General features: G+C 55.2%; 24 protein-coding genes. 12 read left to right on the top strand and 12 right to left on the bottom strand.

Features of this window, described 5'->3' with window-relative positions; translation table 11 throughout:
* From AC4FIC_RS04920 to ectA, 4 genes are all read right to left on the bottom strand, one after another.
* Positions 1-1,376, bottom strand: a 1,376-nt coding sequence (locus AC4FIC_RS04920) for an aspartate kinase (RefSeq protein ID WP_476194261.1), incomplete at its 3' end; no start/stop codon positions are given.
* Positions 1,377-1,436: 60 nt separating this feature from the next.
* Positions 1,437-1,841, bottom strand: coding sequence for an ectoine synthase (locus AC4FIC_RS04915; RefSeq protein WP_273285123.1), 405 nt, complete (start codon positions 1,839-1,841; stop codon positions 1,437-1,439).
* A 50-nt stretch (positions 1,842-1,891) separates the two neighbouring features.
* Positions 1,892-3,223 carry a diaminobutyrate--2-oxoglutarate transaminase gene (ectB, locus tag AC4FIC_RS04910; protein ID WP_273285122.1) on the bottom strand — a complete coding sequence of 444 codons (1,332 nt, stop codon included), beginning with the start codon at positions 3,221-3,223 and terminating at the stop codon, positions 1,892-1,894.
* A gap of 19 nt (positions 3,224-3,242) precedes the next feature.
* On the bottom strand, positions 3,243-3,725 hold the full coding sequence (gene ectA, locus AC4FIC_RS04905; RefSeq protein ID WP_273285121.1) for a diaminobutyrate acetyltransferase: 483 nt from the start codon (positions 3,723-3,725) through the stop codon (positions 3,243-3,245).
* Positions 3,726-4,023: 298 nt separating this feature from the next.
* Between ectA and AC4FIC_RS04900 the strand changes: the two genes are divergently transcribed.
* The 7 genes from AC4FIC_RS04900 (at position 4,024) to AC4FIC_RS04870 (ending at position 11,428) form a co-directional block, all read left to right on the top strand.
* The gene (locus tag AC4FIC_RS04900) at positions 4,024-4,551 is read left to right on the top strand and encodes a MarR family winged helix-turn-helix transcriptional regulator (protein WP_100258547.1); all 528 of its coding nucleotides are present in this window, start codon (positions 4,024-4,026) and stop codon (positions 4,549-4,551) included.
* Between the two features lie 151 nt (positions 4,552-4,702).
* Positions 4,703-5,326 (top strand): guanylate kinase, encoded by a 624-nt coding sequence (gene gmk / locus AC4FIC_RS04895; protein WP_337957393.1) that lies wholly within the window; start codon positions 4,703-4,705, stop codon positions 5,324-5,326.
* Positions 5,327-5,437: 111 nt separating this feature from the next.
* Positions 5,438-5,647: a DNA-directed RNA polymerase subunit omega gene (gene rpoZ, locus AC4FIC_RS04890; RefSeq protein ID WP_100258545.1), complete on the top strand. Its 210-nt coding sequence runs from the start codon at positions 5,438-5,440 to the stop codon at positions 5,645-5,647.
* 101 nt (positions 5,648-5,748) lie between these two features.
* Positions 5,749-7,851: a RelA/SpoT family protein gene (locus AC4FIC_RS04885; protein WP_100258544.1), complete on the top strand. Its 2,103-nt coding sequence runs from the start codon at positions 5,749-5,751 to the stop codon at positions 7,849-7,851.
* 122 nt (positions 7,852-7,973) lie between these two features.
* Positions 7,974-8,492 carry a disulfide bond formation protein B gene (locus AC4FIC_RS04880; RefSeq protein WP_273285120.1) on the top strand — a complete coding sequence of 173 codons (519 nt, stop codon included), beginning with the start codon at positions 7,974-7,976 and terminating at the stop codon, positions 8,490-8,492.
* A 99-nt stretch (positions 8,493-8,591) separates the two neighbouring features.
* Positions 8,592-9,827 (top strand): hypothetical protein, encoded by a 1,236-nt coding sequence (locus AC4FIC_RS04875; protein ID WP_273285119.1) that lies wholly within the window; start codon positions 8,592-8,594, stop codon positions 9,825-9,827.
* A gap of 173 nt (positions 9,828-10,000) precedes the next feature.
* A complete protein-coding gene (locus tag AC4FIC_RS04870) occupies positions 10,001-11,428 on the top strand; it encodes an aspartate kinase (protein WP_100258541.1) in 1,428 nt (475 codons plus the stop codon).
* A 37-nt stretch (positions 11,429-11,465) separates the two neighbouring features.
* Here AC4FIC_RS04870 and AC4FIC_RS04865 read toward each other — a convergent pair whose 3' ends face one another.
* Positions 11,466-12,371, bottom strand: coding sequence for a GGDEF domain-containing protein (locus AC4FIC_RS04865; protein WP_100258540.1), 906 nt, complete (start codon positions 12,369-12,371; stop codon positions 11,466-11,468).
* A 145-nt stretch (positions 12,372-12,516) separates the two neighbouring features.
* Here AC4FIC_RS04865 and AC4FIC_RS04860 point away from each other — a divergent pair, with 145 nt between their 5' ends.
* Positions 12,517-13,470 (top strand): hypothetical protein, encoded by a 954-nt coding sequence (locus AC4FIC_RS04860; RefSeq protein WP_476451488.1) that lies wholly within the window; start codon positions 12,517-12,519, stop codon positions 13,468-13,470.
* A 13-nt stretch (positions 13,471-13,483) separates the two neighbouring features.
* On the opposite strand, the gene slmA is transcribed toward AC4FIC_RS04860, so the two are convergent.
* From slmA to coaBC, 5 genes are all read right to left on the bottom strand, one after another.
* The gene (slmA, locus tag AC4FIC_RS04855; RefSeq protein WP_273285116.1) at positions 13,484-14,083 is read right to left on the bottom strand and encodes a nucleoid occlusion factor SlmA; all 600 of its coding nucleotides are present in this window, start codon (positions 14,081-14,083) and stop codon (positions 13,484-13,486) included.
* Entirely contained in the window at positions 14,076-14,990 is a 915-nt protein-coding gene (gene argB, locus AC4FIC_RS04850; protein ID WP_100258537.1) for an acetylglutamate kinase, read from the bottom strand. The genes slmA and argB overlap by 8 nt, the downstream gene beginning before the upstream one ends.
* A gap of 296 nt (positions 14,991-15,286) precedes the next feature.
* Positions 15,287-15,502 (bottom strand): hypothetical protein, encoded by a 216-nt coding sequence (locus tag AC4FIC_RS04845; protein WP_145980318.1) that lies wholly within the window; start codon positions 15,500-15,502, stop codon positions 15,287-15,289.
* A gap of 40 nt (positions 15,503-15,542) precedes the next feature.
* The gene (dut, locus tag AC4FIC_RS04840) at positions 15,543-16,004 is read right to left on the bottom strand and encodes a dUTP diphosphatase (protein WP_100258535.1); all 462 of its coding nucleotides are present in this window, start codon (positions 16,002-16,004) and stop codon (positions 15,543-15,545) included.
* The gene (coaBC, locus tag AC4FIC_RS04835; protein ID WP_100258534.1) at positions 15,991-17,220 is read right to left on the bottom strand and encodes a bifunctional phosphopantothenoylcysteine decarboxylase/phosphopantothenate--cysteine ligase CoaBC; all 1,230 of its coding nucleotides are present in this window, start codon (positions 17,218-17,220) and stop codon (positions 15,991-15,993) included. Before coaBC ends, dut begins: the two co-directional genes overlap by 14 nt.
* 184 nt (positions 17,221-17,404) lie before the next feature.
* Here coaBC and radC point away from each other — a divergent pair, with 184 nt between their 5' ends.
* From radC to AC4FIC_RS04815, 4 genes are all read left to right on the top strand, one after another.
* Positions 17,405-18,079 (top strand): RadC family protein, encoded by a 675-nt coding sequence (gene radC, locus AC4FIC_RS04830; protein WP_100258533.1) that lies wholly within the window; start codon positions 17,405-17,407, stop codon positions 18,077-18,079.
* 381 nt (positions 18,080-18,460) lie between these two features.
* Complete coding sequence (rpmB, locus tag AC4FIC_RS04825) at positions 18,461-18,697, top strand: 50S ribosomal protein L28 (RefSeq protein ID WP_100258531.1); 237 nt, start codon at positions 18,461-18,463, stop codon at positions 18,695-18,697.
* Between the two features lie 12 nt (positions 18,698-18,709).
* Positions 18,710-18,868: a 50S ribosomal protein L33 gene (gene rpmG / locus AC4FIC_RS04820; protein ID WP_100258530.1), complete on the top strand. Its 159-nt coding sequence runs from the start codon at positions 18,710-18,712 to the stop codon at positions 18,866-18,868.
* A 250-nt stretch (positions 18,869-19,118) separates the two neighbouring features.
* Positions 19,119-19,838, top strand: a complete 720-nt coding sequence (locus AC4FIC_RS04815; RefSeq protein WP_158524416.1) for a lysophospholipid acyltransferase family protein — start codon at positions 19,119-19,121, stop codon at positions 19,836-19,838.
* Positions 19,839-19,903: 65 nt separating this feature from the next.
* Here AC4FIC_RS04815 and AC4FIC_RS04810 read toward each other — a convergent pair whose 3' ends face one another.
* Together AC4FIC_RS04810 and AC4FIC_RS04805 are read right to left on the bottom strand one after the other, a co-directional pair.
* Positions 19,904-20,641, bottom strand: coding sequence for a DsbA family protein (locus tag AC4FIC_RS04810; protein ID WP_273285114.1), 738 nt, complete (start codon positions 20,639-20,641; stop codon positions 19,904-19,906).
* A gap of 274 nt (positions 20,642-20,915) precedes the next feature.
* Positions 20,916-22,514 (bottom strand): hypothetical protein (locus AC4FIC_RS04805; protein ID WP_476194262.1); only part of this gene is annotated, 1,599 nt, incomplete at its 5' end.

Here is a 22,514-nt window from a genome sequence, read left to right as displayed (position 1 = left end):
GCCTTAACCGCGTTGGCGTAATCTTCTTCCTGAATCACAAACTGCACATCAACCTGGCGCATGCATTGGTGCACGGCCAGTATGCTGATGCCGGCTGAGGAAATGGCCAAGGCGGTCTGAGCCAACAAACCGTTTATTTTAAGGTCGCTACCGATCACCGAGACAATGGCGACTTTCTTCTGATCCACTTCGGCTTCCGGAAAGGTTTCCTCCAATTCAGCGCGAATCCGCTTAACCGTTTTTAGGTTGGTCGTCAGATAGTGGGTGACCGAGTTGGCATTGATGTCTTTGGAGACAATATGTGCCTTGTAGCGCTTAATGATGGTGACAATCTTGGGGTCGAAGATATGGAACAGTCCGGCCATATCCTGATCAAAAATTTCCAAGGCATAGACGCCCTTGGTGCCAGCGACAATTTCGACGCGCGGTGCATCACTGACGTAGTCGCCGGTAATCAGGGTGCCGGTGTGCTCTGGCTCAAAGGTGTTTTTAATGCGCAGTGGAATATTGCTTTGGCGCAAGCCTTTGGCCGCCTTTGGGTGTATGGCTTCCATCCCCAGGTTGGCCAGTTGGTCGGCGACATCGTAATTGGTGCGGCCAATGGGCACGGCCTTGGCTTCGCCGACCAGGCGCGGATCGGCGCTTGAGAGGTGAAACTCTTTATGGATGATCGCTTCCGTCGCGTCGGTCAGTACCGCCAGGCGACTGAAGGTCATTTCACTGTACCCGCGATTAAACGACGACATTAGGCCATTTTCACTGTGAGCATAGCCGGTCACGATGGGCAGCGAAGTGGCCAAGTCGATGCTCGCAAAGGCTTTTTGAATACGCTCATCGAGCGACATATGCTCTGTGGCGCGCCAACCGGTCAGGTCGATAAAGCAGGCGTTCACGCCATCGCGTTGCAACAACTTAGCCGTATTCCAGGCACTGTGGGCTTCGCCTAGGCTGGCCAGCATTTCGCGCACCGTCGCCAGGTGGGCGTCCAGTGCGAAGTGGCCATGATGGCATAGGCTCTGCAAGTCGAGCAGGCACTGGCGCGCGTCGATGATCCGGTCGTTAATAAATTGGTCGGCCTCGACCAGCGCCTCTGTGTCGCCAAACAGCTGGGCGTTGATCTGATGTAAATCAGCATTCAGAGCGGTGATGGCGTCGAGCCAGCTGTCATCTTCCATACTGCTGGCAAAGAGTTTAAACACCCCCGCCTTACCGCTTTTTTTGAACTCAAGCAGCTTATCGGTGACACCGCCATAGGCGCTGACGACGAAAACCCGATTGTAATAATGCTTAAAACGCGACGGCTTAAATACGATATTGTCTCGTACTGAGGCATAATCGTTCATCGACGTACCGCCGATCTTTTCAATGGTGTGCATCTTGTCCCCTGAGTCTAATGTTCCGTCGAGGAACCGTTCCTTCTCCAACGTGACGTTGGCTTACTGGTCGATCGATTCGGCTTCGAGCTCGTAGGCGCCGTCAGGGTTGTGCACTTCTTTGCCGTTCAACGGCGGATTGAAGACACAGGCCATTTTCATCTCTGAGAACCCACGCAAGATATGTTTATCGTGCTTGTCTAAGATGTAAAGCGTACCCGGTGCTATTGGATATTTTTGACCATCGGCTAGGGTTTCAACTTCCCCTTCGCCGCTGATGCAATAGACCGATTCCAAATGATTCTGATAGTGCATTTGAAAGTCTGCACCCTTATAGATGGTGGTGATATGAAATGAAAACCCCATCTGATCTTCCTTCAACAGCAACCGGGTACTGTCCCAGTTGCCGTCGGGTGACACTATTTTCCGGCCTTGCTGTTCAGCCTGAATCATATTACGAACAATCATAGATACTCCTAGGCGGCGTCTGGGCCTTAGGCCACAGACGCCTAATTAGATTAGCTGGCCAGGGCGGTCAATTCAGGTTCGACGAGCTGAACGTTGTCGAAATAGTCTGATTCTTCCGGCATTTCGGACTCCTTAGCGCAAATATCGCGAATCGCTGCGGCCAAGATATCGAGACCTTTCTTCAGGTTGGCATCGGTGATAATGAGTGGGCATAAGATTTTCACAACCTGGTCGTCGGCACCGCTGGTTTCAATCATCAGGCCGTTGGCGAAAGCCTTGCGGGTGATTTTTGACGCCAGATCGCCGTCGACACAGTTTAGGCCTCGAAACATACCGCGTCCGCGGGTAGAGAAATTTCCATTGCCATAGGCTGCAGCCATTTGAGCTAAACGCTTTTCAACATACTCGCCTTTGCGTTGTATGTCTTTCGCGAAACGATCGTCGGCCCAATATTCATCCAGGGCCGCCTTGGCGGTGACGAAGGCAAAGTTGTTACCACGGAAGGTGCCGTTGTGTTCGCCGGGCTTCCACTGATCCAGATCGGGTCTGATCATTACCATGGCGAAGGGTAGGCCATAGCCTCCTAAGGATTTAGACATGGTGACTATGTCCGGCTTGATGCCCGATTCTTCAAAGCTGAAGAAAGTACCGGTTCGACCACAACCGGCTTGAACGTCGTCGACAATCAACAGGACGTCGTATTTGCGACACACACTCTCTAACTGCTGCAGCCACTCGGCGCTGGCGGCGTTGATGCCACCTTCGCCCTGAACGGTTTCGACAATTACCGCGGCCGGCAAGTCGATTCCGCTGCTGGAGTCGCCCAGTACCTTGTCGAGGTAGGCAGTGGTGTCGACACCGTCACCCAGGTAACCATCGTAAGGCATGCGGCTGCTGCCACCCAAGCTAACGCCGGCGGCACCGCGATGATGCGAATTGCCGGTGGTCGCCAAGGCGCCTAGGCTGACGCCGTGGAAACCATTGGTAAAGGAGATGACATTCTCGCGGCCCGTGACGTTTCGGGCCAACTTGAGCGCGGCTTCAACCGCGTTGGTGCCGGTAGGTCCGGTAAACTGCATCACATAATCGAGGTTACGCGGCTTTAAGATGCGCTCGTTAAAGGCTTCCAAGAACTCGCCCTTGGCCTTGGTGTGCAGGTCCAGGCCATGGGTGATGCCGTCGGCCATGATGTATTCCACCAAGCGAGCTTTAAAGAGGTCGTTGTTGTGACCATAGTTCAGTGTGCCGGCACCGGCTAAAAAGTCGAGGTATTCATTGCCCGCTTCATCGTAGAGCAGTTCGTTCTTGGCGCGGTTAAAAATACAGGGAAAAGAACGGGCATAAGATTGTACCGCGGATTCAAATTCGTCAAAAATAGTCATATGTTCTCCAAAGGATGGATTAGGCATTAAAAGGTCCGATGCGCACCAGGCTCTCACTCTCGTGGTCGCCCTGAAAATGGGTCTGCTTATCTAGATAGTCGATCTTGTTCAATTCCGCCTCGAGGCGCCTGGCTAGGCGGGTAAAAAGAGCCCAAGATGCCTTGTTTTCTGCCGTAATTGTAGTTTCGAGGTATTGCACCGAATGCAGATTAGGGCGTTGCAATAAGCTGTCCAGCATCTGGCTGGCCAGGCCTTTACCGCGCGCAGAGTCGTTCACCGCCACCTGCCAGATAAACAAGGTGTTGGCATCTTCCGGCTTAACATAGCCGCTGATAAAGCCGACGCATTGATCGCCCGCTTTGGCAAGAATTGAGGTTCGGGCAAAGTGACCAGATTGCAAAAAATTGCAGTACGCGGAGTTTACATCCAGCGGTGGGCAGCTCTTGATTAATCGATGAACAGCATAGCCGTCATTTAATGTAGGGAGATGCAGGCTAATCATGTTGGGGTCCTTTCGATATTTAGTTAGAGCTCATTATTTATGCATCTAAATAATTTTCCCTGACGCTAATCATAGAGTTTAGCCCTATGTCATAAAAATGCCGATAATTTCGATTTATGAATTGAATTTGCCGAAAAAGAAAGCATAGTACACTAAGTAATATAAAATTTCAGGGCTGTTTGCAATGTCAGAATTCATCGTAGGCTAAAGATATGCTAAAAGCCTTAAGCGGTGTCGGGTCTAGCGACGCTTGAGGTATAATTTCAATTTGATATATAAAGCATTTAACGAGCAATCTATGGAAAAAGTTGACGAAGTCCTGGTGGCGCTGCGCCGAATTATTCGCGCCACCGATCTGCACTCTAAGCATTTGGCCAAGACCACGGGGCTGACCGCTCCGCAGATCATTCTGCTGAAAACTATTCGAGAGCGGGGCGAGATGACTATCGGAGGTCTGGCGGGCATTATTAATTTAAGTCAGGCGACGGTCACTACCATCATCGATCGCTTGGAAAAGCGTGGCCTGGTTGAGCGGGCGCGCTCCAGTACCGATAAACGCAAGGTCTTTGCACTGTTAACGGACGCCGGACAGGAGGTGCTCAAGTCGGCGCCCATGCCTTTGCAGTATCAATTCGCGCGCCAGTTTGGTGATTTACACGAGTGGGAACAGATGATGATTATCGCCTCACTGCAGCGCGTCGCCCACATGATGGATGCACAGCATATCGACGCGTCGCCGGTGCTCGATGTCGGATTGCTTGACCGTCTGGGCACCACTGTCGAGAAACACGATACTTTTAACAGCAGCAAGGCACCCGTCAAATAGCCACGCAAACCTTCCCGATGGCCGGGACCACTGCTCAATACGCTGCGCAGTGGATCAATTGAGGTTAGCATGGCTTTAGGCAGGAACTTACCTTCAAGCCCTGCTATCATCGCCCGATTATCCCTATTACAGCAGAGCTCAGGTCCCTTTCATGGCAACTATCGTCCCCGGTATCCTTTATATTATTGCCGCCCCCAGTGGCGCCGGCAAAAGCAGTTTGGTCAATGCGGTGATCGCCCGTCTGCCGTTCGTGACCTTGTCGATTTCCCATACCACTCGCGCCATGCGGCCGGGTGAGGAAGACGGCGCACACTATCACTTCACCAGCCCCGCAGACTTTGTCGAGCGGGTCGGGCGCGGCGAATTTTTGGAGCATGCCCAGGTTTTCGATAACTATTACGGCACCTCACAGGCCTATGTCCAACATCAGCTCGATGCGGGGCACGATGTGATTCTCGAGATCGACTGGCAAGGCGCGCAACAGGTGCGCCGACTGATGCCAGGCTGCCGGAGCGTGTTTATTTTGCCACCGTCGAAAGCGGCTTTGCAGGAGCGACTGGAAAAACGCCAACAGGACAGCGCGGCCGTCATCAGTCGGCGCATGCTCGACGCGGTCTCCGAAATGTCGCATTACGGCGACTTCGACTATCTGATTATTAACGATGATTTTTACAAAGCGTTGGACGAGCTGGCGGCGATCTTTACCACCAATCGCCTCGTGATGAGTCAGCAGCAGCAGCGTCATCAAGGTCTGATTACGCAGCTATTGACCTAGGCCAAGCTTAATTTATGCGGATAAGGGCTCTAAGCCATCATGCCGGTTGCCAAACCGTCTAATTTCCGTACAATCGCCCGGCTTGCACCAGCGAGCTCACAGGAGATCACCATGGCACGCGTTACAGTTGAAGATTGTTTAGATAAGGTTGCGAATCGTTTTGAATTAATCATGGTTGCCAGCAAGCGCGCGCGCCAGATTTCGAACGATGGAGTAGAAACATTCGTTGAGCAGGGTAATGACAAGCCAACGGTCGTTGCATTGCGTGAAATTGCCGAAGGCAAGATCAATGCTTCTATTCTCGACGAGATCGAAGACTAAAGACAGGATCGCACTAAAATAACCGGGCTTTGCCCGGTTTTTTATTGCCGTTTGAATGGGTTTGAATACACTGAAGCTTCATAAGCCAGTTTGGACTTTCCTTGCCAACCGTACACGATCTCGCTGAGCGCCTAAATGAGTACCTGTCACCGGAAAAGGTGGCGCGTATCAAACGGGCCTATTTTTACGCCGAGCAGGCGCATGAAGGTCAGATGCGGCGCAGTGGCGAACGCTATATCACCCATCCCTTGGCGGTTGCCAATATCCTCAGCGAAATGCATATGGATCATCAGAGTCTGATGGCCGCCATGCTGCATGATGTGCTCGAAGACACGGCCGTATCCAAGGAGGCGATCGTCGAGCAGTTTGGCCAGGGTGTCGCCGATCTAGTCGATGGCGTGTCCAAGCTGACCCATTTGGAATTCGAAAGTAAGGTCGAAGAGCAGGCCGAGAATTTCCAGAAAATGGTCCTGGCCATGTCCAAGGATATTCGCGTGATTCTGGTCAAGTTGGCCGACCGCCTGCACAATATGCGCACTATGGGCGTGATGCCGCCGGAAAAGAAGCGCCGTAAATCGCGTGAAACCCTCGAGATTTATGCCCCCATTGCGTTGCGGCTGGGCATTAATGATCTGCGGATTGAGCTAGAAAATCTATCTTTTGAATCAATCTACCCATTGCGTGCTACTCGGATTCGCTCTGCCATGCGCAAGCAGTTGGGGCACCGCAAAGAGGTTGTCCGGCATATTGAGGAGGCGTTGGCAACTCGCTTGCTGCAGGAAGGCATCGAAGCTCAGGTCAGCGGCCGGGAAAAACATCTCTATTCGATCTATAAAAAGATGCGCGAAAAGCGCAAATCTTTGAAAGAAATTCTCGACGTCTATGCTTTTCGGATTATCACCGACTCGGTCGATTCCTGTTATCGCATCTTGGGTTCGGTGCACAATCTTTATAAGCCGGTGCCGAATCGTTTTAAAGATTATATAGCCGTACCTAAAACCAACGGCTACCAATCCCTGCACACCAACCTGATTGGTGCCAATGGCGTACCGATTGAAATCCAGATTCGCACCCAGGATATGGAAGACATGGCCAATCACGGCATCGCCGCGCATTGGCTGTACAAAACCGACGACACCCAAGGCGGCCAAACGCACGCCAGAGCCCGGCGTTGGGTGAAGAATTTGTTGGAAATGCAGGAGCGCGCCGGCGATTCGATGGAGTTTATCGAAAACGTTAAGATTGACCTCTTCCCCGATGAAATCTATGTCTTCACCCCCAAGGGTGAAATCATGGAGCTGCCGCGCGGCGCGACCCCGATCGACTTTGCCTACGCGGTGCATACTGATGTCGGCAACGCCTGTGTCGGCTGCCTGGTCAATCGCAAGCTGTCGCCCCTGAGCCAGCCGTTGATCAGCGGTGATTCGATCAAGGTGATTACCGCACCCGGTGCGCGCGCCAACCCGGCTTGGCTCAATTTCGTCTTTACCGCCAAGGCACGGGCGAATATCCGCCACTTTTTGGCCACCATGGAGCAGCAGGACGCCATCGGCTTGGGCAAAAAACTGCTCGACAGCCAGCTGCGCAATTTTGGCACTGACCTTGAAGCGGTATCAGGCGAGGCCATCAGCACCGTCTTGCTCGAGTCGAATCTAAAGGATGCCGAGCACCTGTTTGCAGAGATCGGCAGCGGCCAAAAGCCGGTCTATATTATCGCGCGCCGACTCTTGCAATTGTCGCAAGGCGATACCCTCACCTCGCCTCAAGGCAGCCTCACGATTCAGGGTACTGAAGGGCTGCGCATCAAGTATGGCAAGTGCTGTCGGCCGATACCGGGTGACCCGATTGTCGGCGTGATGTCCAAAGGCAAGGGCATGGTGGTGCACATCGAACAGTGTCGCAATATCGCCGACCTGCGCCACGATCCAGATCGTTGTGTGCATCTGCATTGGGAAAAATCGATGGAAGGGGAGTTCCTGGTCGATTTGCGCATTGACTTGAGCAACGTCCGAGGTGTCTTGGCCAGTGTCGCCAATGCGGTCTCACATGCCGAAGCCAATATCGAAAGTATCCAAATGCAGGATATTGACGCGATTACCTCGCGGGTCAGTCTGCTGGTGGCCGTGACCGGTCGAACCCAGCTCAGTCGAGTGCTGCGCCGGCTGCATGCGCTGCCCGCGGTGGCCAAGATAGAACGAGTCTGAGACTGGGGTTTTTTACAGTTTGCTGCGCAGCCGAGCCTTAGTTGGCCTGCTATCGTTGACTTTTCTTGGCCTCGATCTGTCGCTCCGGTCGACCATTACTACCCAACTCATTGGAACCCACTATGCTGCCTGTGCTGATAAAATTTGTTCACTCCCGTTGGTATTGGTATCTCGTTGTGGCCGCTGGCCTAGCCTTAGAAAGCGTGGCCTTGTTTTATCAATACATACTCGGCGAGCCACCCTGTGTGCTCTGTATTCAGGCGCGTTTTTGGACCCTGAGCGGCGTGCTATTCGGCCTGTTCGGTCTGAGTTCCGAGCGCCCGGTGGCTCAGGGTGTCGCCCATGTCGGCCTCGTTGCTGCCCTGGCGCTGCTGATTGACCGCAGCCGAATCTCGGTGTTGGTCGAACGCGGCCAATATGAGGGGCAGTGCGGCATGGATGCCGGTTTCCCGGCTTGGTTTGCGCTCGATGCCTGGTGGCCTCAGGTCTTTGAAGTCCAGACCATGTGCGGCTACACACCGAACTTTATCTTTGGCTTGAGCATGGGCGAGGGCCTTTTTTATGGTGCTATCATGCTGCTGGTCGTTGCCGTTGGCGCCCTAGTCCTGAGAGCGGCCTCGGGCTTGCGGGGCGTCCGCTAAAATCGCCGGCCGATCCATTTACTGTTGAATTTTAAGTCGGACACCTGGTCACAATCCAGCCAGCGCTAATAGAACCGACTCTCTGCTAGGAGCTCGTTTATGGCACCGCACGCTTATGCGATCCATCGTTTGAAACCCTTGCTATTGCTCGCCAGCCTCGCCAGTTGTGCTAACTGGAGCAGCGCCGAAAGTCTGGCGGTGGATTGGCTCTACCTAGCGAACAACGGCGCCTGGGTAGCACGCAGTGAAACCCTGAACGCGACTGAAACCCGGGTTCGTCTGCCGGTGGCTCGGCTCAGCCCCGAGCAATTCTGGTGGCAGACCGAACTCGCCGGCACTCGGCTCAGCTGGTCGTCGCCCGACCCGCGCCGGTTACCCACCCAGGGTGAGGCCGTGAATATAAGAGGTGAGGCTGGGCTCTGGCTGGTGCAGGGGGTGAGTGCCAGTCAGCTGATCCTGCAACAGGGCAAGACCGTGCGCTATTGGCCGCAAAGTCAGTGGCATTTGTTGAATTTCACCACCCTGGTCGACACCCCGTTTGAACTCAACGTGATCCAACCGCAGACGCAAAACAATAGACTCTTCTATGCTTGGCAAGACTCGGCCATTAGCGCTCAGGTGCGTTACCGGCTCGATATAACAGCGGCGGCGCCCAAACTGCATCAGGAGCTAATAGTCTCCAACTTGTCCGAGTACGACATCGAGGCGCCGGGCTACAGCTTTGCTCAGGTGCCAAGCCCGCCTCAGATCATGATGCGAGCGCTGTCGATGGAGCGCGCGCAACAGGACATGGCGCAACCGCAGAGCGGCCAGAGCCAGGGCGTGCCAACGCTATTCGCGCTTGAGCCCTTTAACCTTGCGGCCAATACCCACCTCTGGTTGCCGGTTGCCGAGACGGTGCTGAGCCGGTTGGCGCGGCAATATGAGTTGCAATGGGACAGCCGGCAACAGGGTCTGCAGCAGGCTCAGGCGAGTATTTTAATCGAGAGCGAAGGCCTCTTACCCGACCTAGCGGGACCGGTTAAGGTTGGCGTGTTCGATGGTCAGGCAGCGCTGCTGGACAGTTATTATGAACCTGGGCAAGGCGCGCAGGCGACCCTGGCGCTGGGCCAGAGCAGTCTGGTGAATCTTACCAGTGCCATGGTCCGCGAAGGGCTTTGGCGTCTGACAGTGGTCAATCGCTCGATCGCGCCGGCCAGCATTGCCCTCACGGTAAGCCACTGGAATGGTAAGCAGAGCCAGAAAACCCCGATGACGCTTACCCTGGAGGCCAATGCCAGCCAAGAGATCAAGCTGGAGCTGGGCAGCGGGGGGCAGCTCAGGATAGTGAAATAGCGACCTTTAAATCGGGCGACCAGTAGCCATTGCTGATTATTCACCACCATCTTGTGAAATTTCCACTGCCGAGCGTGACGGCTTTTATTGAGTTTAGAGTTAAATGCCTTAAACTTTAGGGTCCTTGACCCATTGGCTGAGTGTTCTCAGCAAAACTTAGGACCAAACCGAACATGGCACTGCATACCGTTGAGAAAATTGGTGGAACTTCCATGAGTAATTATCCCGCCGTGCGGGACAATATTATTCAGATTGGCCGATCACAGGCCCAGATGTATCAACGGATTTTTGTCGTGTCGGCCTATGGCGGTATGACCAATCGCTTGTTAGAGCACAAAAAATCTCGCGAACCCGGCGTCTACGCGCTCTTTGCCAATAACGATTCAGATTGGCAGTGGAGCGAGGCGCTGACCGATACCGCCAAGGCGATGCGTGAGTTCAACGCGCAGCTGTTCGATCAGCCCCATATATTGAAGCAGGCTGACCAATTCATTACCGAACGGATGGAGGGCATTCGCTCTTGCCTGTTGGATTTGCAGCGGGTTTGTTCTTACGGCCACTTTCAGATTAACGAACATCTGGCGACCGTGCGCGAAATGCTCGCGGGTGTCGGCGAGGCGCACAGTGCTTTTAACGTCGCCTTGCTGCTCCAATCCGAAGGCATCAATGCACGTTTCGTTGATCTCTCCGGCTGGCGAGAAAAAGACAACCTCGCGCTCGATGACAAAATCCTAACGGTCTTCTCGCGCTATGACCTGGCCACCGAAATGCCGATCGTGACCGGCTACACCCAGTGCGCCGAGGGCCTGATGCAGACCTTCGACCGAGGCTATTCCGAAATCACCTTTAGTAAGATTGCTGAATTGACCGAAGCCCGCGAAGCCGTGATCCATAAGGAATACCACCTGTCGACGGCCGATCCAATGGTGGTCGGTGAACAGAATGTTAAGCCCATCGGGCGGACCAATTACGATGTCGCCGATCAACTTTCATTGATCGGGATGGAGGCGATTCATCCCAAGGCGGCTAAGGGTTTGCGCCAAAAGGACATTCCGTTGCGGGTCAAAAATACCTTTGAACCCGATCACGACGGCACCCTAATCACCAACGACTATCGATCGAAAACGCCACGCGTGGAAATCATCGCCGGGATTCAACATATTTACGCCTTGAGTGTGTTTGATCAGGATATGGTTGGCGAACCGCAGCAATTTCTCGAGATTCAGCGCTTGGTGCAGGAATTCAACCTGCCCTTGCTGGCCAAGGAGCACAACGCCAATACCGTCACCCTCTATCTGGATACCGGGCTCAAGGTGGTGGAGCGAATTCAGGCCAGGTTGGAGCGGCATTTCCCCAACGCCGAGATGACCAGTCGCAAGATTTCTATGGTCTCGGTCTTGGGCTCGGACATGAACGTGCCGGGGATTTTGGCATCCATGTCGGGCGCTCTGGCGGCGAAAAACATCAATGTACTGGCCATCTATCAGAGTATCCGGCAGGTGGATATACGGGTCGTGGTGGCCGAAGATCATTACGAACTGACCATTGCGGCATTGCACAAAGCCCTGATTGAAAACCAACCGCTCGATGCGGTCGCCTAACGTTTATTTCGTCCCTGCGGCCCGATCTCTTGGGGCCTTAGAGCAGGTCGCCACAGACCTGGTTGCGACCGGCCTTTTTCGCGGTACCCAGGCGTTGATCGACTAAGAAAATCAGCTGCTCGACACTCTTGTTCATCTGCCAGCGCACCACGCCGGAGCTGATCGTGACGGGGCGCTGCATCTGGGTCCATTTTAATTCCGAGATCTGTTGGCGCAATCGATCGAGTGACAAAATGGCCGCACCGGTTTCGGTTTCTGGCATCAGGATCAAAAATTCTTCGCCGCCAAAACGGGCGCATAAATCGGTTTCCCGAAAACTTTTACCAATGACATTTGCCAGGCGCTCAAGCACCTCATCGCCATAGGCGTGACCGAAGGTATCGTTGATGCGCTTGAAATGATCTATATCGATCAGGGCGATGGCGAAAGGCGACTGATAGCGCTTGGCCTGCAGATGCATCTGTGTCAACCGCTCCAAGGCATAGCGACGATTATAGAGCCCAGTGGCAAAGTCACGCGTATCGGCGTCTTCGGCATGCTGTTGAAGGGCGTGAAAGGATTGCATCAGATCGGAGACATCGGTCAACACCAGGGCTTGGCAAGGCTGTTGCCGATGTTGGCTGGTCAGCACATGCCATTGCGCCCAGCGAGTTTGGTTGCCTGCGCTCAAACCTATATAGGGGTCGGGCAACTGTCCGGATAGCAGGTCGCTCAGAGTCAGATGATGGAAATGGCGATCGACCAACTGCAACCCCAATTTCGCCAGCCAGGCCTCTTCCAGGCTGGTTTGCTGCGCCTGGATCTGGCCAAACCATTGGCGTGCCTTCTCATTGGCGTCCACAATGGTGTGCTGAGCATCGAACAACAGCACCGCGGTGGGCTCGGTTACCAGCAAGTTGGTTTTAGGCGCAGTGACCCGTGTGGCCGGAATAGGCTGATTCATTGAGCGAGTGTCCTTGTCAAGGTCGGCACATTCCGACCCGCGGGCCGGTCATGATGACAGTATAGTAACTTTTTCCGGGCGCTGCAGTCGTCCTCTTTCCAAGGCGATGCGGCACTTTCGGCCTCTATTATAGGAGAAATTCAAGATGAAACCGCTCGTGATGCTGTACTTGATCCTGCTTACCCTGCCGGCACAGGCTAAAACGTCGCTCTACGGCCAGGCCAATGGCTATGGCCAACTGGCTGCATCCGATGCCGGCTCGAATGTGCAACTGGAGACCCACCTGTCGGAATTTGGTTTTCGCGGAGACACCCCGGTGGCCGCCAATAGTGCTTTTTTTGACCTCGCCGTGGGCCTGGTGACCTACGCCCAGGATGGCTGTTGTCCGCAGCTGGTGCGCAGCGAGGTGGGTCTGCGCAGCGATCAGGGGGCCCTAACGCTATTTTACGGCGACAGCCCGCTGGCACGCAGCAATAAATTCTTCATTTTGATGCATCGCGATCCGGATGCCTTGACGGGAGCCTTGGGCTACAGCCAGGCCAGTAGCGACAATTTGGCGGTGGGTCTGGGCAGCGTCGATGGCCTGAGTTATAGAGCCCCGGTCATCGCCGATCGGCTGCAGCTTGAATGGGCGGTGATACCAGCGGAACGACTCGGCGGCGAAACCGGGTTGTCGTTCGCGGCCGACTACGCCGACGCACGACGCCGACTCAGTCTCGCGCTGGAGCTCAATGGCACGCATCAGAACAGCCAGCTTATGCGCCTGATCGGCGATTGGGTCAGCAAGGGCCTGACGGTCGGTGCAGGGCTGCAGCTGAGCACCAGCTCGGTGTCCGACGCCCGTGCCCTGACCCTGATAAGCTTTACCCGCATTCCCTTCAGGTTAGCCTCTAACCCGTCGACCCTGAGGTGGTTGGTGAGCGCTAATCGGCTGATCAGCCCAGGGTCGGCCGATCAAGAGCAGTATTACACCAGCCTAGTTCAGGAGCTGAACCTGACCGACAAGGTGTCGGCCTTTGGTTTTGTCGAGCTTGATTGGCCGGATCGAGCGGCAGAGCGAGTGGCTTACGCTGGTGTGGGCCTGAATATCGAGTTTTAGGACCACCGCCGGCCTATTCAGTTACGAAGATGGCGCCTGCCAGAATCGGCCATTGCACCGCCCAATCCTGGGTCGGAGGGCGTTTGAACTCACTGCGCACAAACTGATTGATACGCCCTTCCGCGTAGCTCAAGAGCAGGTTAGCGGCTTGATTTAGGGGCAGCGCTGGGCGAATGCCCTCGCGGATCTCGGCCTCGCGCAGCACCTGTTTTAATTGAGTTTCGAGCCGGTCGAAAATCTGCATGACTCGGCTGCGCAAACGCTCAACATCACCGGCCAAGGCATCACCGATCAGGATGCGGCACATTCCCGGGTTGCGTTCGGCAAAGGCCAAGAGCAGGCCTAAAATCGCCTCACAGCGCGGGATAGCGGCTTCCTCCTCTTGCAAAATTCGGGTCATGCGCGAGAACAGCGTATCTTCAATAAAGATGATTAAGCCTTCAAATATTTTCAGCTTGCTGGGGAAGTGCCGATAGAGCGCCGCTTCGGATACACCGACTGCCTTGGCCAGTTTTGCCGTGGTAATGGTTTGGCCCGGATGGGTTTCAAGCATATGGGCCAGCGCCTGCAAAATCTGGTCTCGGCGTGAAGGGGCCTCACTGCGCTCAGTCATTGAGCAGCTCCTGCTGATTGGTAATAAGGGTGCCGACACCGCTGTCAGAGAAGATCTCCAATAGCGTCGCATGCGCCACGCGGCCATCGATAATATGGGCACTGTTGACGCCGGCATGGACCGCATCCAAGGCACACCGAATCTTGGGTAACATGCCGCCATGGATAGTGCCGTCTTCGATCAGCTCGTTGACCTGGTCGGTGCTCAGACCGGTCAGAATTTGGCCGCTCTTATTCTGCAACCCACTGATATTGGTCAGCAAAATGAGTTTCTCGGCGCCCAGCACTTCCGCCACCTTGCCGGCGACCAAATCGGCGTTAATATTATAGGAGGTACCGTCTGCGCCGACCCCGATCGGTGCGATCACTGGTATATAGCCGCCATCACTCATCCAATTGATAAAGGACTTATCGATCGATTCGACCTCGCCAACGTGGCCGATATCGATAATTTCGGATTTTTTCAGGTCGGGACTGTCGCGCATCACCTTGAGCTTGCGCGCCTTGATGCTATGCGCGTCCTTACCGGTCATGCCGAAGGATTTGCCCCCGGCCTGGTTGATCAGCGACACAATATCCTTATTAACCAAGCCACCTAGGACCATTTCGACAACATCCATCGTTTCTGATGTGGTCACTCGCATGCCATTGACGAACTCACTCTTAATATTGAGTTTTTCCAGCAGGGAGCCAATTTGTGGCCCGCCGCCGTGCACCACCACCGGGTTGATGCCCACGGTCTTGAGCAGGACGATATCGCGCGCGAAGCTGGCCTTCAGGGTGTCGTCAACCATGGCGTTACCGCCGTACTTAATGACTACGGTTTTGCCCTGAAAACGTTGGATATAGGGTAAGGCCTCATTTAAGACTTTGACATAGTCGTGCGCGGTACGGTTATCCAGTGACATAAGGATTCCAGAAAAGTGTAAAGGATCAGCACGCGCGCCCAGTTTTAGGGTTCGGGCGCACCGCCGTGATCGACCGGTCTAGCGAGGTGAGAACAATCAGTCCTCGCTAGGGACGGAATTAAAAAGGAATTTACAGCTGGCTGTCAACGGCCAAAAGCTGCTCTTTGACCATTGCCTGAATCAGCATCAGGTTGGCCTGCGGACCGGCCCGGAATCACCCGCTTAGCCTGGCCTGTGCCGGGCCAAGCCAAGCCCGAGGCGTTGGCGATGTCGACGTGCGCCATCGAGAGTCGGCCTCAGCAGCGCCTTGCCGCCGTTTTTCGACAATAGGGTCGTCGAGCTGGCGCGCTTTCTGCGTCGAACAGTATGGTGGTGCCGGGACGGGCCTGCAACACCTGTTTGGCGCGCCGCAGCAACAAGCGATCGGCACGGATCGATTTACCACCGCTGTTGAGCACAACCTGTTGATCGCCGTCACCATCGAACGCCAGGGCCAAGTCGTTTTTGCTCATTAAGCCAAGGCGTATAGTGTTGATCTGGCTCAAACCGCCCCTAACCTCGGCCCGTGCTGCCGAAACCGCCGATGCCGCGGTCAGTCGGTGCAAAGTCCTCAACCAGCGTTAAGTTGGCCTGCAATACCGGGAGCAAAACCAGTTGCGCAATGCGATCGCCCGGTTCGATGGTGAACGCGCTGTGACCACGGTTCCAGCACGACACCATCAGTTCACCCTGATAGTCGGAATCGATCAGACCGACCAGGTTACCGAGCACGATGCCGTGCTTATGGCCCAGTCCGGAGCGCGGTAAGATGGTCGCCGCGATCGAGGGATCATCGAGAAAGATCGCCAAGCCGGTGCTGATCAGCTGAGTTTGACCCGGTTCGAGCGTGAGCGGCTCGGACAGACAGGCGCGCAGATCCATGCCGGCCGAGCCGGGCGTGCCATAGGTGGGCAGTTCGAATTCGGTACCCATGCGCGGGTCGAGGATTTTAAGCTGTACGTTAGGACGGTTCATGGTGCAGATCCAAATTGATGATTTGTTGAAGGATGAAGTCGGCCACGGCGGACTTGTTGGCGGGGCCAAAGGCCACGGTGTTGTGCGCGCCGACCCAGAGGATTTCATTGTGTTCCGCGCCGAAGCCGATGTCGGTGCGCGACACGTCATTGGCCACGACCGCATCGACCTGCTTCGTGGCCAGTTTTTTACCGGCGTGCTGCTCTAGATGCTCCGTTTCGGCCGCGAAGGCAATAACGCGTCGAGGTCGCAACGGATGCTGCGCGACCATCGCAATGATGTCCGGATTTTCGACCAGCGCTAGGCTTGGGGCGGGACCACTTGAGTCCTTCTTGATTTTTTGCTCGGCCACCGAGCTCAGTCGAAAGTCGGCCACCGCAGCGGTGCCAATAAAGATGTCGCAACGGGTTAGGGCGGTGCTTGCGGCGCTGTGCATATCGAGCGCGGAGAGCACATCGATGCGCTCCACACCCGCTGGGGTGGGTAGGCTGACCGGGCCGGCGATCAGACAGACCTCGGCGCCCAGGCGAGCCGCCGACCGGGCCAAGGCGAAGCCCATCTTGCCCGAGCTGTTGTTCGACAGGTAGCGCACCGGATCGATCGCCTCACGGGTTGGGCCGGCGCTGATCACCACCCGTTGACCGGCCAGCGGCCCTTCGGCAAAGCAGGCCGCCGTGCTGGCGACCAAATCCGTCGGCTCCATCATGCGTCCCGCACCGACATCACCACAGGCCTGAAATCCGGCCTCCGGACCAAACCAGTGCACATTCGTCAGGCGTGCACGCAGGGCGGCGATATTGTGTTGCGTGGTGGCGTGGTGCCACATCTTTTCATTCATCGACGGTGCCAGCGCGACCGGTGCCTCGGTCGCCAGCAGCAGGGTGGTCAACAGATCATTGGCGATGCCAGCCTGCATTCGAGCAATAAAGTCGGCCGTCGCCGGCGCAACAATGACCAGATCGGCCCAGCGTGCCAATTCGATATGGCCCATGCCCAGTTCCGCCTGCTCATCCAACAGGCTGCGACTGACCGGGTTGCCGGACAGCGCCTGTAGGGTTAGCGGGGTGATAAAATGTTGCGCCGCCTCGGTCATCACCACCCGAACCTCGGCGCCAGCCTTGATAAACAGACGCACCAATTCGGCCGACTTATAGGCTGCTATGCCACCCGTGATGCCAACCACTATATGTTTATTGTGCAGTGCGCTGAGTGTCATGATGAAGTGCCTGTCGGTAAAGTTTCCGCTTGGATGCGTTGGTCGGTCTTGAGTTCCCGTTTCGGTTTGATATGGTTACCCAATATAACCCATCAGTAACCTCGGCCCAGGACGGGCAGGATAGCATAGGTTGTCGGGATATGGGTTCACTGCCATCCTGCTCAGCGAGCCAAAAGGACTGCCCGTGTCGATCAAACAATGGCCCGCCGCATCGCGCCCGCGGGAAAAACTCTTGCTCCAAGGAGCTGACGCCTTATCGGATGCCGAGCTGTTGGCCATCTTTTTGAGAACCGGCCTGCCCGGTCTCGATGCCGTCGGCCTAGCCCAATCGATCCTTAACCGCTTCGGCTCACTGGCGAGCCTGTTTCAGGCCAACCAGCGCCAGTTTTGTCAGGGTCCTGGTTTGGGCCCAGCCAAGTTCGTCCAATTACAGGCCGTGGTAGAAATGAGTCGCCGTTATCTCAAGGCCGAACTGATTGCTAAGCCGGCACTCGCATCGCCCGGCGACACCCGGCGGTTTCTCTTGGCGCAGATGCGTGACCTGACCAGCGAACAGTTCGCCTGTATCTGGCTGGACAGTCAGCATCGCGTGCTGCGGTTTGAAACTCTTTTTCAGGGCACGCTCGACCGTGCCGCCGTCTATCCGCGCGAAGTGGTTAAGGCGGCGCTGAGCTGCAATGCCGGCGCGGTGATTCTCGCGCACAATCATCCCAGCGGCATTGCCGAGCCGAGCAGCGCCGATCGGCTGCTGACCGACCGTATCCAAGCCGCACTGGCCACCATCGACGTTCAGCTGCTTGATCATATGGTAGTCGGTCAGGGCGTGGTAATTAGTTTTGCCGAACGCGGCCTGTTATAGCCGCCCAAAGCATGTAAAGGCTGATTATTTGGGGCTTTTAACGGTGTTCAGAGGTGCACGGAGTGTTGCGCCATGGACAAAAAAACAGCAAATGTACTTGAGCTTCGCGGTTTGTTCTGGTATAAAACGCGCCTCTTTGAATCAGGGCCCCAGGTCTCGAGGAGCTTAGTTAGAGTTTCAATCGCGTTTTGGTCACCCAAATACTGCTTGAAGCGCTGTTTAGATTTCATGCGAAACTATGCCATTGGCGTTTTGTCTGGAAGCTCGAATCAGTTAAGTGATTCGTCCACGTCGAAACGGCACTAATGCACTAAGCACTCAAACTGCCTGCGGTCGAATTTTTGTTAATGCGGTGTCACCGACAATTAGAGGCGACAGATAATGTCTAGAGTTTGCCAAGTTACTGGAAAACGTCCAGTAACAGGGAATAATGTTTCCCACTCACAAATTAAAACTAAGCGTCGGTTTTTGCCGAATCTTCACTCTCACCGTTTTTGGGTTGAGGGCGAAAAACGCTTCGTTAAGCTGCGTATCTCTGCAAAGGGTATGCGCATCATCGACAAACGGGGTATAGAGTCTGTATTAACAGATTTACGTGCCCGTGGTGAAAAAGTTTAAGGGGTCCAAAAGATGGCACGCGATAAAATTCGTTTAGTAAGTTCTGCCGGTACCGGTTATTTTTACACGACCGACAAGAACAAGCGTACGACTCCAGATAAGCTGGAATTCAAGAAGTACGATCCAAAAATTCGTCAACACGTGATGTTTAAAGAAGCTAAGATCAAGTAATTGATTTGGCTTTAAAAAAACCCGGCTCTGCCGGGTTTTTCTGTTTTTAGAGCCTGAAAATCCTGTGACTGGCAGGCTCGGTGTGTCGAACCAAGCTCTTGGGGCTGGCGCTATTTACCTGAACGCGAGTTTTTCATTCCGCACCAGTGCGAAAATCATTCCAAAAAGGCAACAGTCTATTCACCGTTCAAGGCAGACATACGCGCGCAAGCCAGTAAACTGGAGGTCGATGCAACGAGGATCATCCCGTATGTGGTGGGCAACAATTCGTACCGTTCTGTTTTATTTGCTGGTAGTGCCCTTTACGCTGACTTGGGCGGCCTTCTTTGGGCTGTTTGCCTACATGATCCCCTATCCGCTGCGTTATTACCTAGTGATCGGCGCCTGGGCTCGCGGTATGCACCTGTGCACCCAATACATCCTAGGTATCCGAGTTAGGGTGCACGGCCTAGAGCATGTGCCGCCACAGGCCTGTGTGATCGTCGCGAATCACCAATCGGCCTGGGAAACCTATTTTTTGCAGCTGCTGTTTCATCCCCAATCCCAAGTCGCCAAAGCCAGTCTGCTCAAGATCCCGCTGTTCGGCTGGACCTTTGCGATGATGAAACCCATCGCGATCGATCGCACCAACAAACGCCACGCCATGATGCAAGTTATCGAGCTCGGCTCGCAACGCATTGCCGAAGGCAACTCGGTGTTGATCTTCCCCGAAGGCACTCGAGCCTCACCGCACCAGTTGTTGCCCTTTCGTCAGGGCGGCGCGCTGCTGGCTAAGGCGGCCGGCTGTGTGATGGTGCCGGTGTCCCATAATGCCGGGCAGTATTGGCGTAACGATCAGTTTGCCAAGCGGGCTGGCACTATCGACATTCACATTCACCCCGCGCTGGACAGCAGCACGGCGGACGCGGCGGACTTGATGGCCCATGCCGCAAGCATCATTAGCAACCAGTTGCATGGCCGGGTCAGTTAATCGATTGGACACAAAAAAGCCGAGACAGATTCCGCCTCGGCTCGACATACCAATTTTGCTCGTGCCTAACCCTGCTGGTCAATGGCCTGTTGGATTTGTTCGATGGGGTAGGCGCCCTTGAGGATAACATCGCCCACTACAAAGGCTGGTGTGCCAGTAATGCCGAGCTGTTGGGCCAGCGTGGCGGTCTGCTGCAGATGCAGGCCAACCTTCGGGTCGGTCAGCACGGCCTCTATCGGTGCCCGATCCAATGCCAACTTGTCGACCACGGTCCAGACATCATTGGCCGAGCGCAGGCTTCTCATCGATAAGAGGGCGCGATGAAAATCCTCATATTGGTCAGGGAAGGCTAGGTTGACAGCCAAGGCGATTTTAGCCGCTTCACCGGATGACTCCGACAGGATCGGCCATTCCTTATAAACGACCCGCAAGTTCGGATTCTGTTTAATCAAGGTCTGCAACACCGTACCGGAGCGTTTGCAGTAACCGCAGTTATAATCAAAAAACTCCACCAAGGTGACGGTGCCGTCCGCGTTGCCACCAACCGGATCGATCGGGTTATTGAACAGCAGGTCGCCCATCTGCTGCAACGCGGCGCCCTCTTGCCGGCCTTGCTGTTGTTCGGCCTCTTTTTGCAAAATATCGATGGCTTCGTAAATTACCTCAGGGTGGGTCAGAATATACTCCCGGACCATCGAGCCTATTTCATCCTTGGTGAACTCTTCCGCCTGCGAAAACCCCGTGGTGGCAGCGAGAAGCCCGACGCTTAAGAGCAGAGGGGCGCAAAATTTAATGGTTTTCATACGGACTCCAGTAGATAGACGGATTGTTCAGACCGGTATAGGGAGCTGTGCTGCCTCACTCGGGGTTCTTAGCGTTCTATAGCCGTCTGAAATAAAAATTTTCAACAATGGATTGAGGGTCGGCCTAAAGCCGATTCCGGCTTTGGTTATGACACAATCGATCGATAATAGCCTGATGTGCCAGTGCAGACGAGCGAAAGCCGGTAATGATTGCGTCAACAATGCACGACTGATCTTCAGTTTTAGGATGCCCTACCCGATCGGCCTAGGATAGCTAATGGTCGGCCATCTTCTCGACCAGGGTCGGCGGTTGCAATATCTGTCCAGCGACCCAGGTCCAATAACAGATCATGATGGTGAGCCAAAAGTCGAGTTGTTCGATGGCCGCATCGGGGCTCCATTCTGCCAGCAAGGTAGGGCCCGCACTGTGCTGAATTTGCGCCTGTAGCGTCTTGGCATCGCCCATCAGAAGCGGTAAGGCGGGTAGTTTGGCGCTTTGCTCGAGCCATTTGCGATAGAGCAGCATCAGCTGCTTATTGCGCAGCGCCAGCTGCGCGCCAGCAAGTGGGCCCGCCTCGACAGCCCATAATTTCATTTGCTGTAAGGTTTGTAGGGTTAGAAAGACGCTCTTCGCTAGCGGGAAGTCCTTATGGGTTAAACAATCTCCCGGCCAAACACCGGCACTGGCCGCACGCCATTTGGCCACCAATCTGGCCATATCCGGTGCCTTTTTACTTGGAGTTTGCAGGCCCAACGCCTGCTCGACCCGTCGCCGTTGCGCATCTAGAACCTCCTTTGCCAGCCGATTGAGGCGCAGGGCGTTCAAGGCAATTGGTTTTTGTTGGGCGTCGCTGGGCGGCACCAATGCCTCCGGCCGAATCATCAACCGCTTGAAGCGTTCCTGCAGCGGCCGAAGCCGTTGAAATTGTTGCCACAGATCACGGCCGGTCATTTCGAACGCAGGCGTCTGGTCCCGTTTACGCTCCAAGGCGCGTTGATAGCCATCGCTGGTGGAGAGGATCCAGAGCGCCGGTGCCGCCATGCGGAACAACGCCTGAACGGCATCCGGTGGCGTATCGCCGTCGGGCTCCTGGGCCACCAAGGCGCTCCATTGGCTGCCGCGAATACGCATGTTGCGGCAGAACTCGGTGAACTCGGGCCAGTCACGGTTTAACTCAGTAAAGCGTTTTTCGATGCGTTGCAGCCGGGCCGTTTCCTGCACGCCAACCAGATCGCGGACAATAAGGGCGCTGCGTTCGGCGTGATGCTGGTGCATCGGCAGCACCCAGCCGCTTAGCAGCAGGGCCCAAGATTTATTGCGCGAGCGCAGGGCGTTGTACCATTGCAGAAACAGGCCCCAGGTTCGGGCATAGAAGCCGCTGGCCAACGGGCTCATGCGCATGGCCAGTAAGCCAACAAACTGCTGTAGAGTGAGCGCCTCGAGCACCGGCAGGCCAATTTCCAGCGTCGACTGGTTTTGCAGCCAGTCCAGAGGCGTCTGCCTGATTGTCAGCACTGGGCCCTTAACCAGCACAATGCGCCGTACCCTCGGGGCCGCGAGATGGTAGGCCAGGCTGCGCACCAGGTGGTCGGGCAATTCCTCGGTCTCCGCATCGAGTTCAATGCCGTCGATCGGGCTTGACCGCGGCCAGAGCCAGAGCAGGGGCGCAAAAAACATCAGGGCGAAGAGCATTTGTACTAGAACCGCCAAGGGTTGGGCCGCCCAAGCTGATAAGGCTAGGGTGGGCATCAATAGCCGCAGGCCAAGCACCGGCAGAATGACATAGTTCAGGACGGCAATACTGGCCAGAATCAACAGGCTGACGCGGGTATCCAATTCGTCTTCTGGGTGCTTAACGCGGCTGGCAAAATA

The sequence above is a fragment of the Reinekea sp. genome (genome assembly GCF_982785585.1).
This window is presented reverse-complemented; position numbering and strand designations above follow the sequence as displayed.

Coding starts and splice junctions, on each gene's coding strand:
- AC4FIC_RS04915 (WP_273285123.1), bottom strand. CDS start 1,841: ATGATTGTTCGTAATATGATTCAGGCTGAACAGCAAGGCCGGAAAATA.
- ectB (WP_273285122.1), bottom strand. CDS start 3,223: ATGACTATTTTTGACGAATTTGAATCCGCGGTACAATCTTATGCCCGT.
- ectA (WP_273285121.1), bottom strand. CDS start 3,725: ATGATTAGCCTGCATCTCCCTACATTAAATGACGGCTATGCTGTTCAT.
- AC4FIC_RS04900 (WP_100258547.1), top strand. CDS start 4,024: ATGGAAAAAGTTGACGAAGTCCTGGTGGCGCTGCGCCGAATTATTCGC.
- gmk (WP_337957393.1), top strand. CDS start 4,703: ATGGCAACTATCGTCCCCGGTATCCTTTATATTATTGCCGCCCCCAGT.
- rpoZ (WP_100258545.1), top strand. CDS start 5,438: ATGGCACGCGTTACAGTTGAAGATTGTTTAGATAAGGTTGCGAATCGT.
- AC4FIC_RS04880 (WP_273285120.1), top strand. CDS start 7,974: ATGCTGCCTGTGCTGATAAAATTTGTTCACTCCCGTTGGTATTGGTAT.
- AC4FIC_RS04875 (WP_273285119.1), top strand. CDS start 8,592: ATGGCACCGCACGCTTATGCGATCCATCGTTTGAAACCCTTGCTATTG.
- AC4FIC_RS04870 (WP_100258541.1), top strand. CDS start 10,001: ATGGCACTGCATACCGTTGAGAAAATTGGTGGAACTTCCATGAGTAAT.
- AC4FIC_RS04865 (WP_100258540.1), bottom strand. CDS start 12,371: ATGAATCAGCCTATTCCGGCCACACGGGTCACTGCGCCTAAAACCAAC.
- AC4FIC_RS04860 (WP_476451488.1), top strand. CDS start 12,517: ATGAAACCGCTCGTGATGCTGTACTTGATCCTGCTTACCCTGCCGGCA.
- slmA (WP_273285116.1), bottom strand. CDS start 14,083: ATGACTGAGCGCAGTGAGGCCCCTTCACGCCGAGACCAGATTTTGCAG.
- argB (WP_100258537.1), bottom strand. CDS start 14,990: ATGTCACTGGATAACCGTACCGCGCACGACTATGTCAAAGTCTTAAAT.
- AC4FIC_RS04845 (WP_145980318.1), bottom strand. CDS start 15,502: ATGAGCAAAAACGACTTGGCCCTGGCGTTCGATGGTGACGGCGATCAA.
- dut (WP_100258535.1), bottom strand. CDS start 16,004: ATGAACCGTCCTAACGTACAGCTTAAAATCCTCGACCCGCGCATGGGT.
- coaBC (WP_100258534.1), bottom strand. CDS start 17,220: ATGACACTCAGCGCACTGCACAATAAACATATAGTGGTTGGCATCACG.
- rpmB (WP_100258531.1), top strand. CDS start 18,461: ATGTCTAGAGTTTGCCAAGTTACTGGAAAACGTCCAGTAACAGGGAAT.
- rpmG (WP_100258530.1), top strand. CDS start 18,710: ATGGCACGCGATAAAATTCGTTTAGTAAGTTCTGCCGGTACCGGTTAT.
- AC4FIC_RS04815 (WP_158524416.1), top strand. CDS start 19,119: ATGTGGTGGGCAACAATTCGTACCGTTCTGTTTTATTTGCTGGTAGTG.
- AC4FIC_RS04810 (WP_273285114.1), bottom strand. CDS start 20,641: ATGAAAACCATTAAATTTTGCGCCCCTCTGCTCTTAAGCGTCGGGCTT.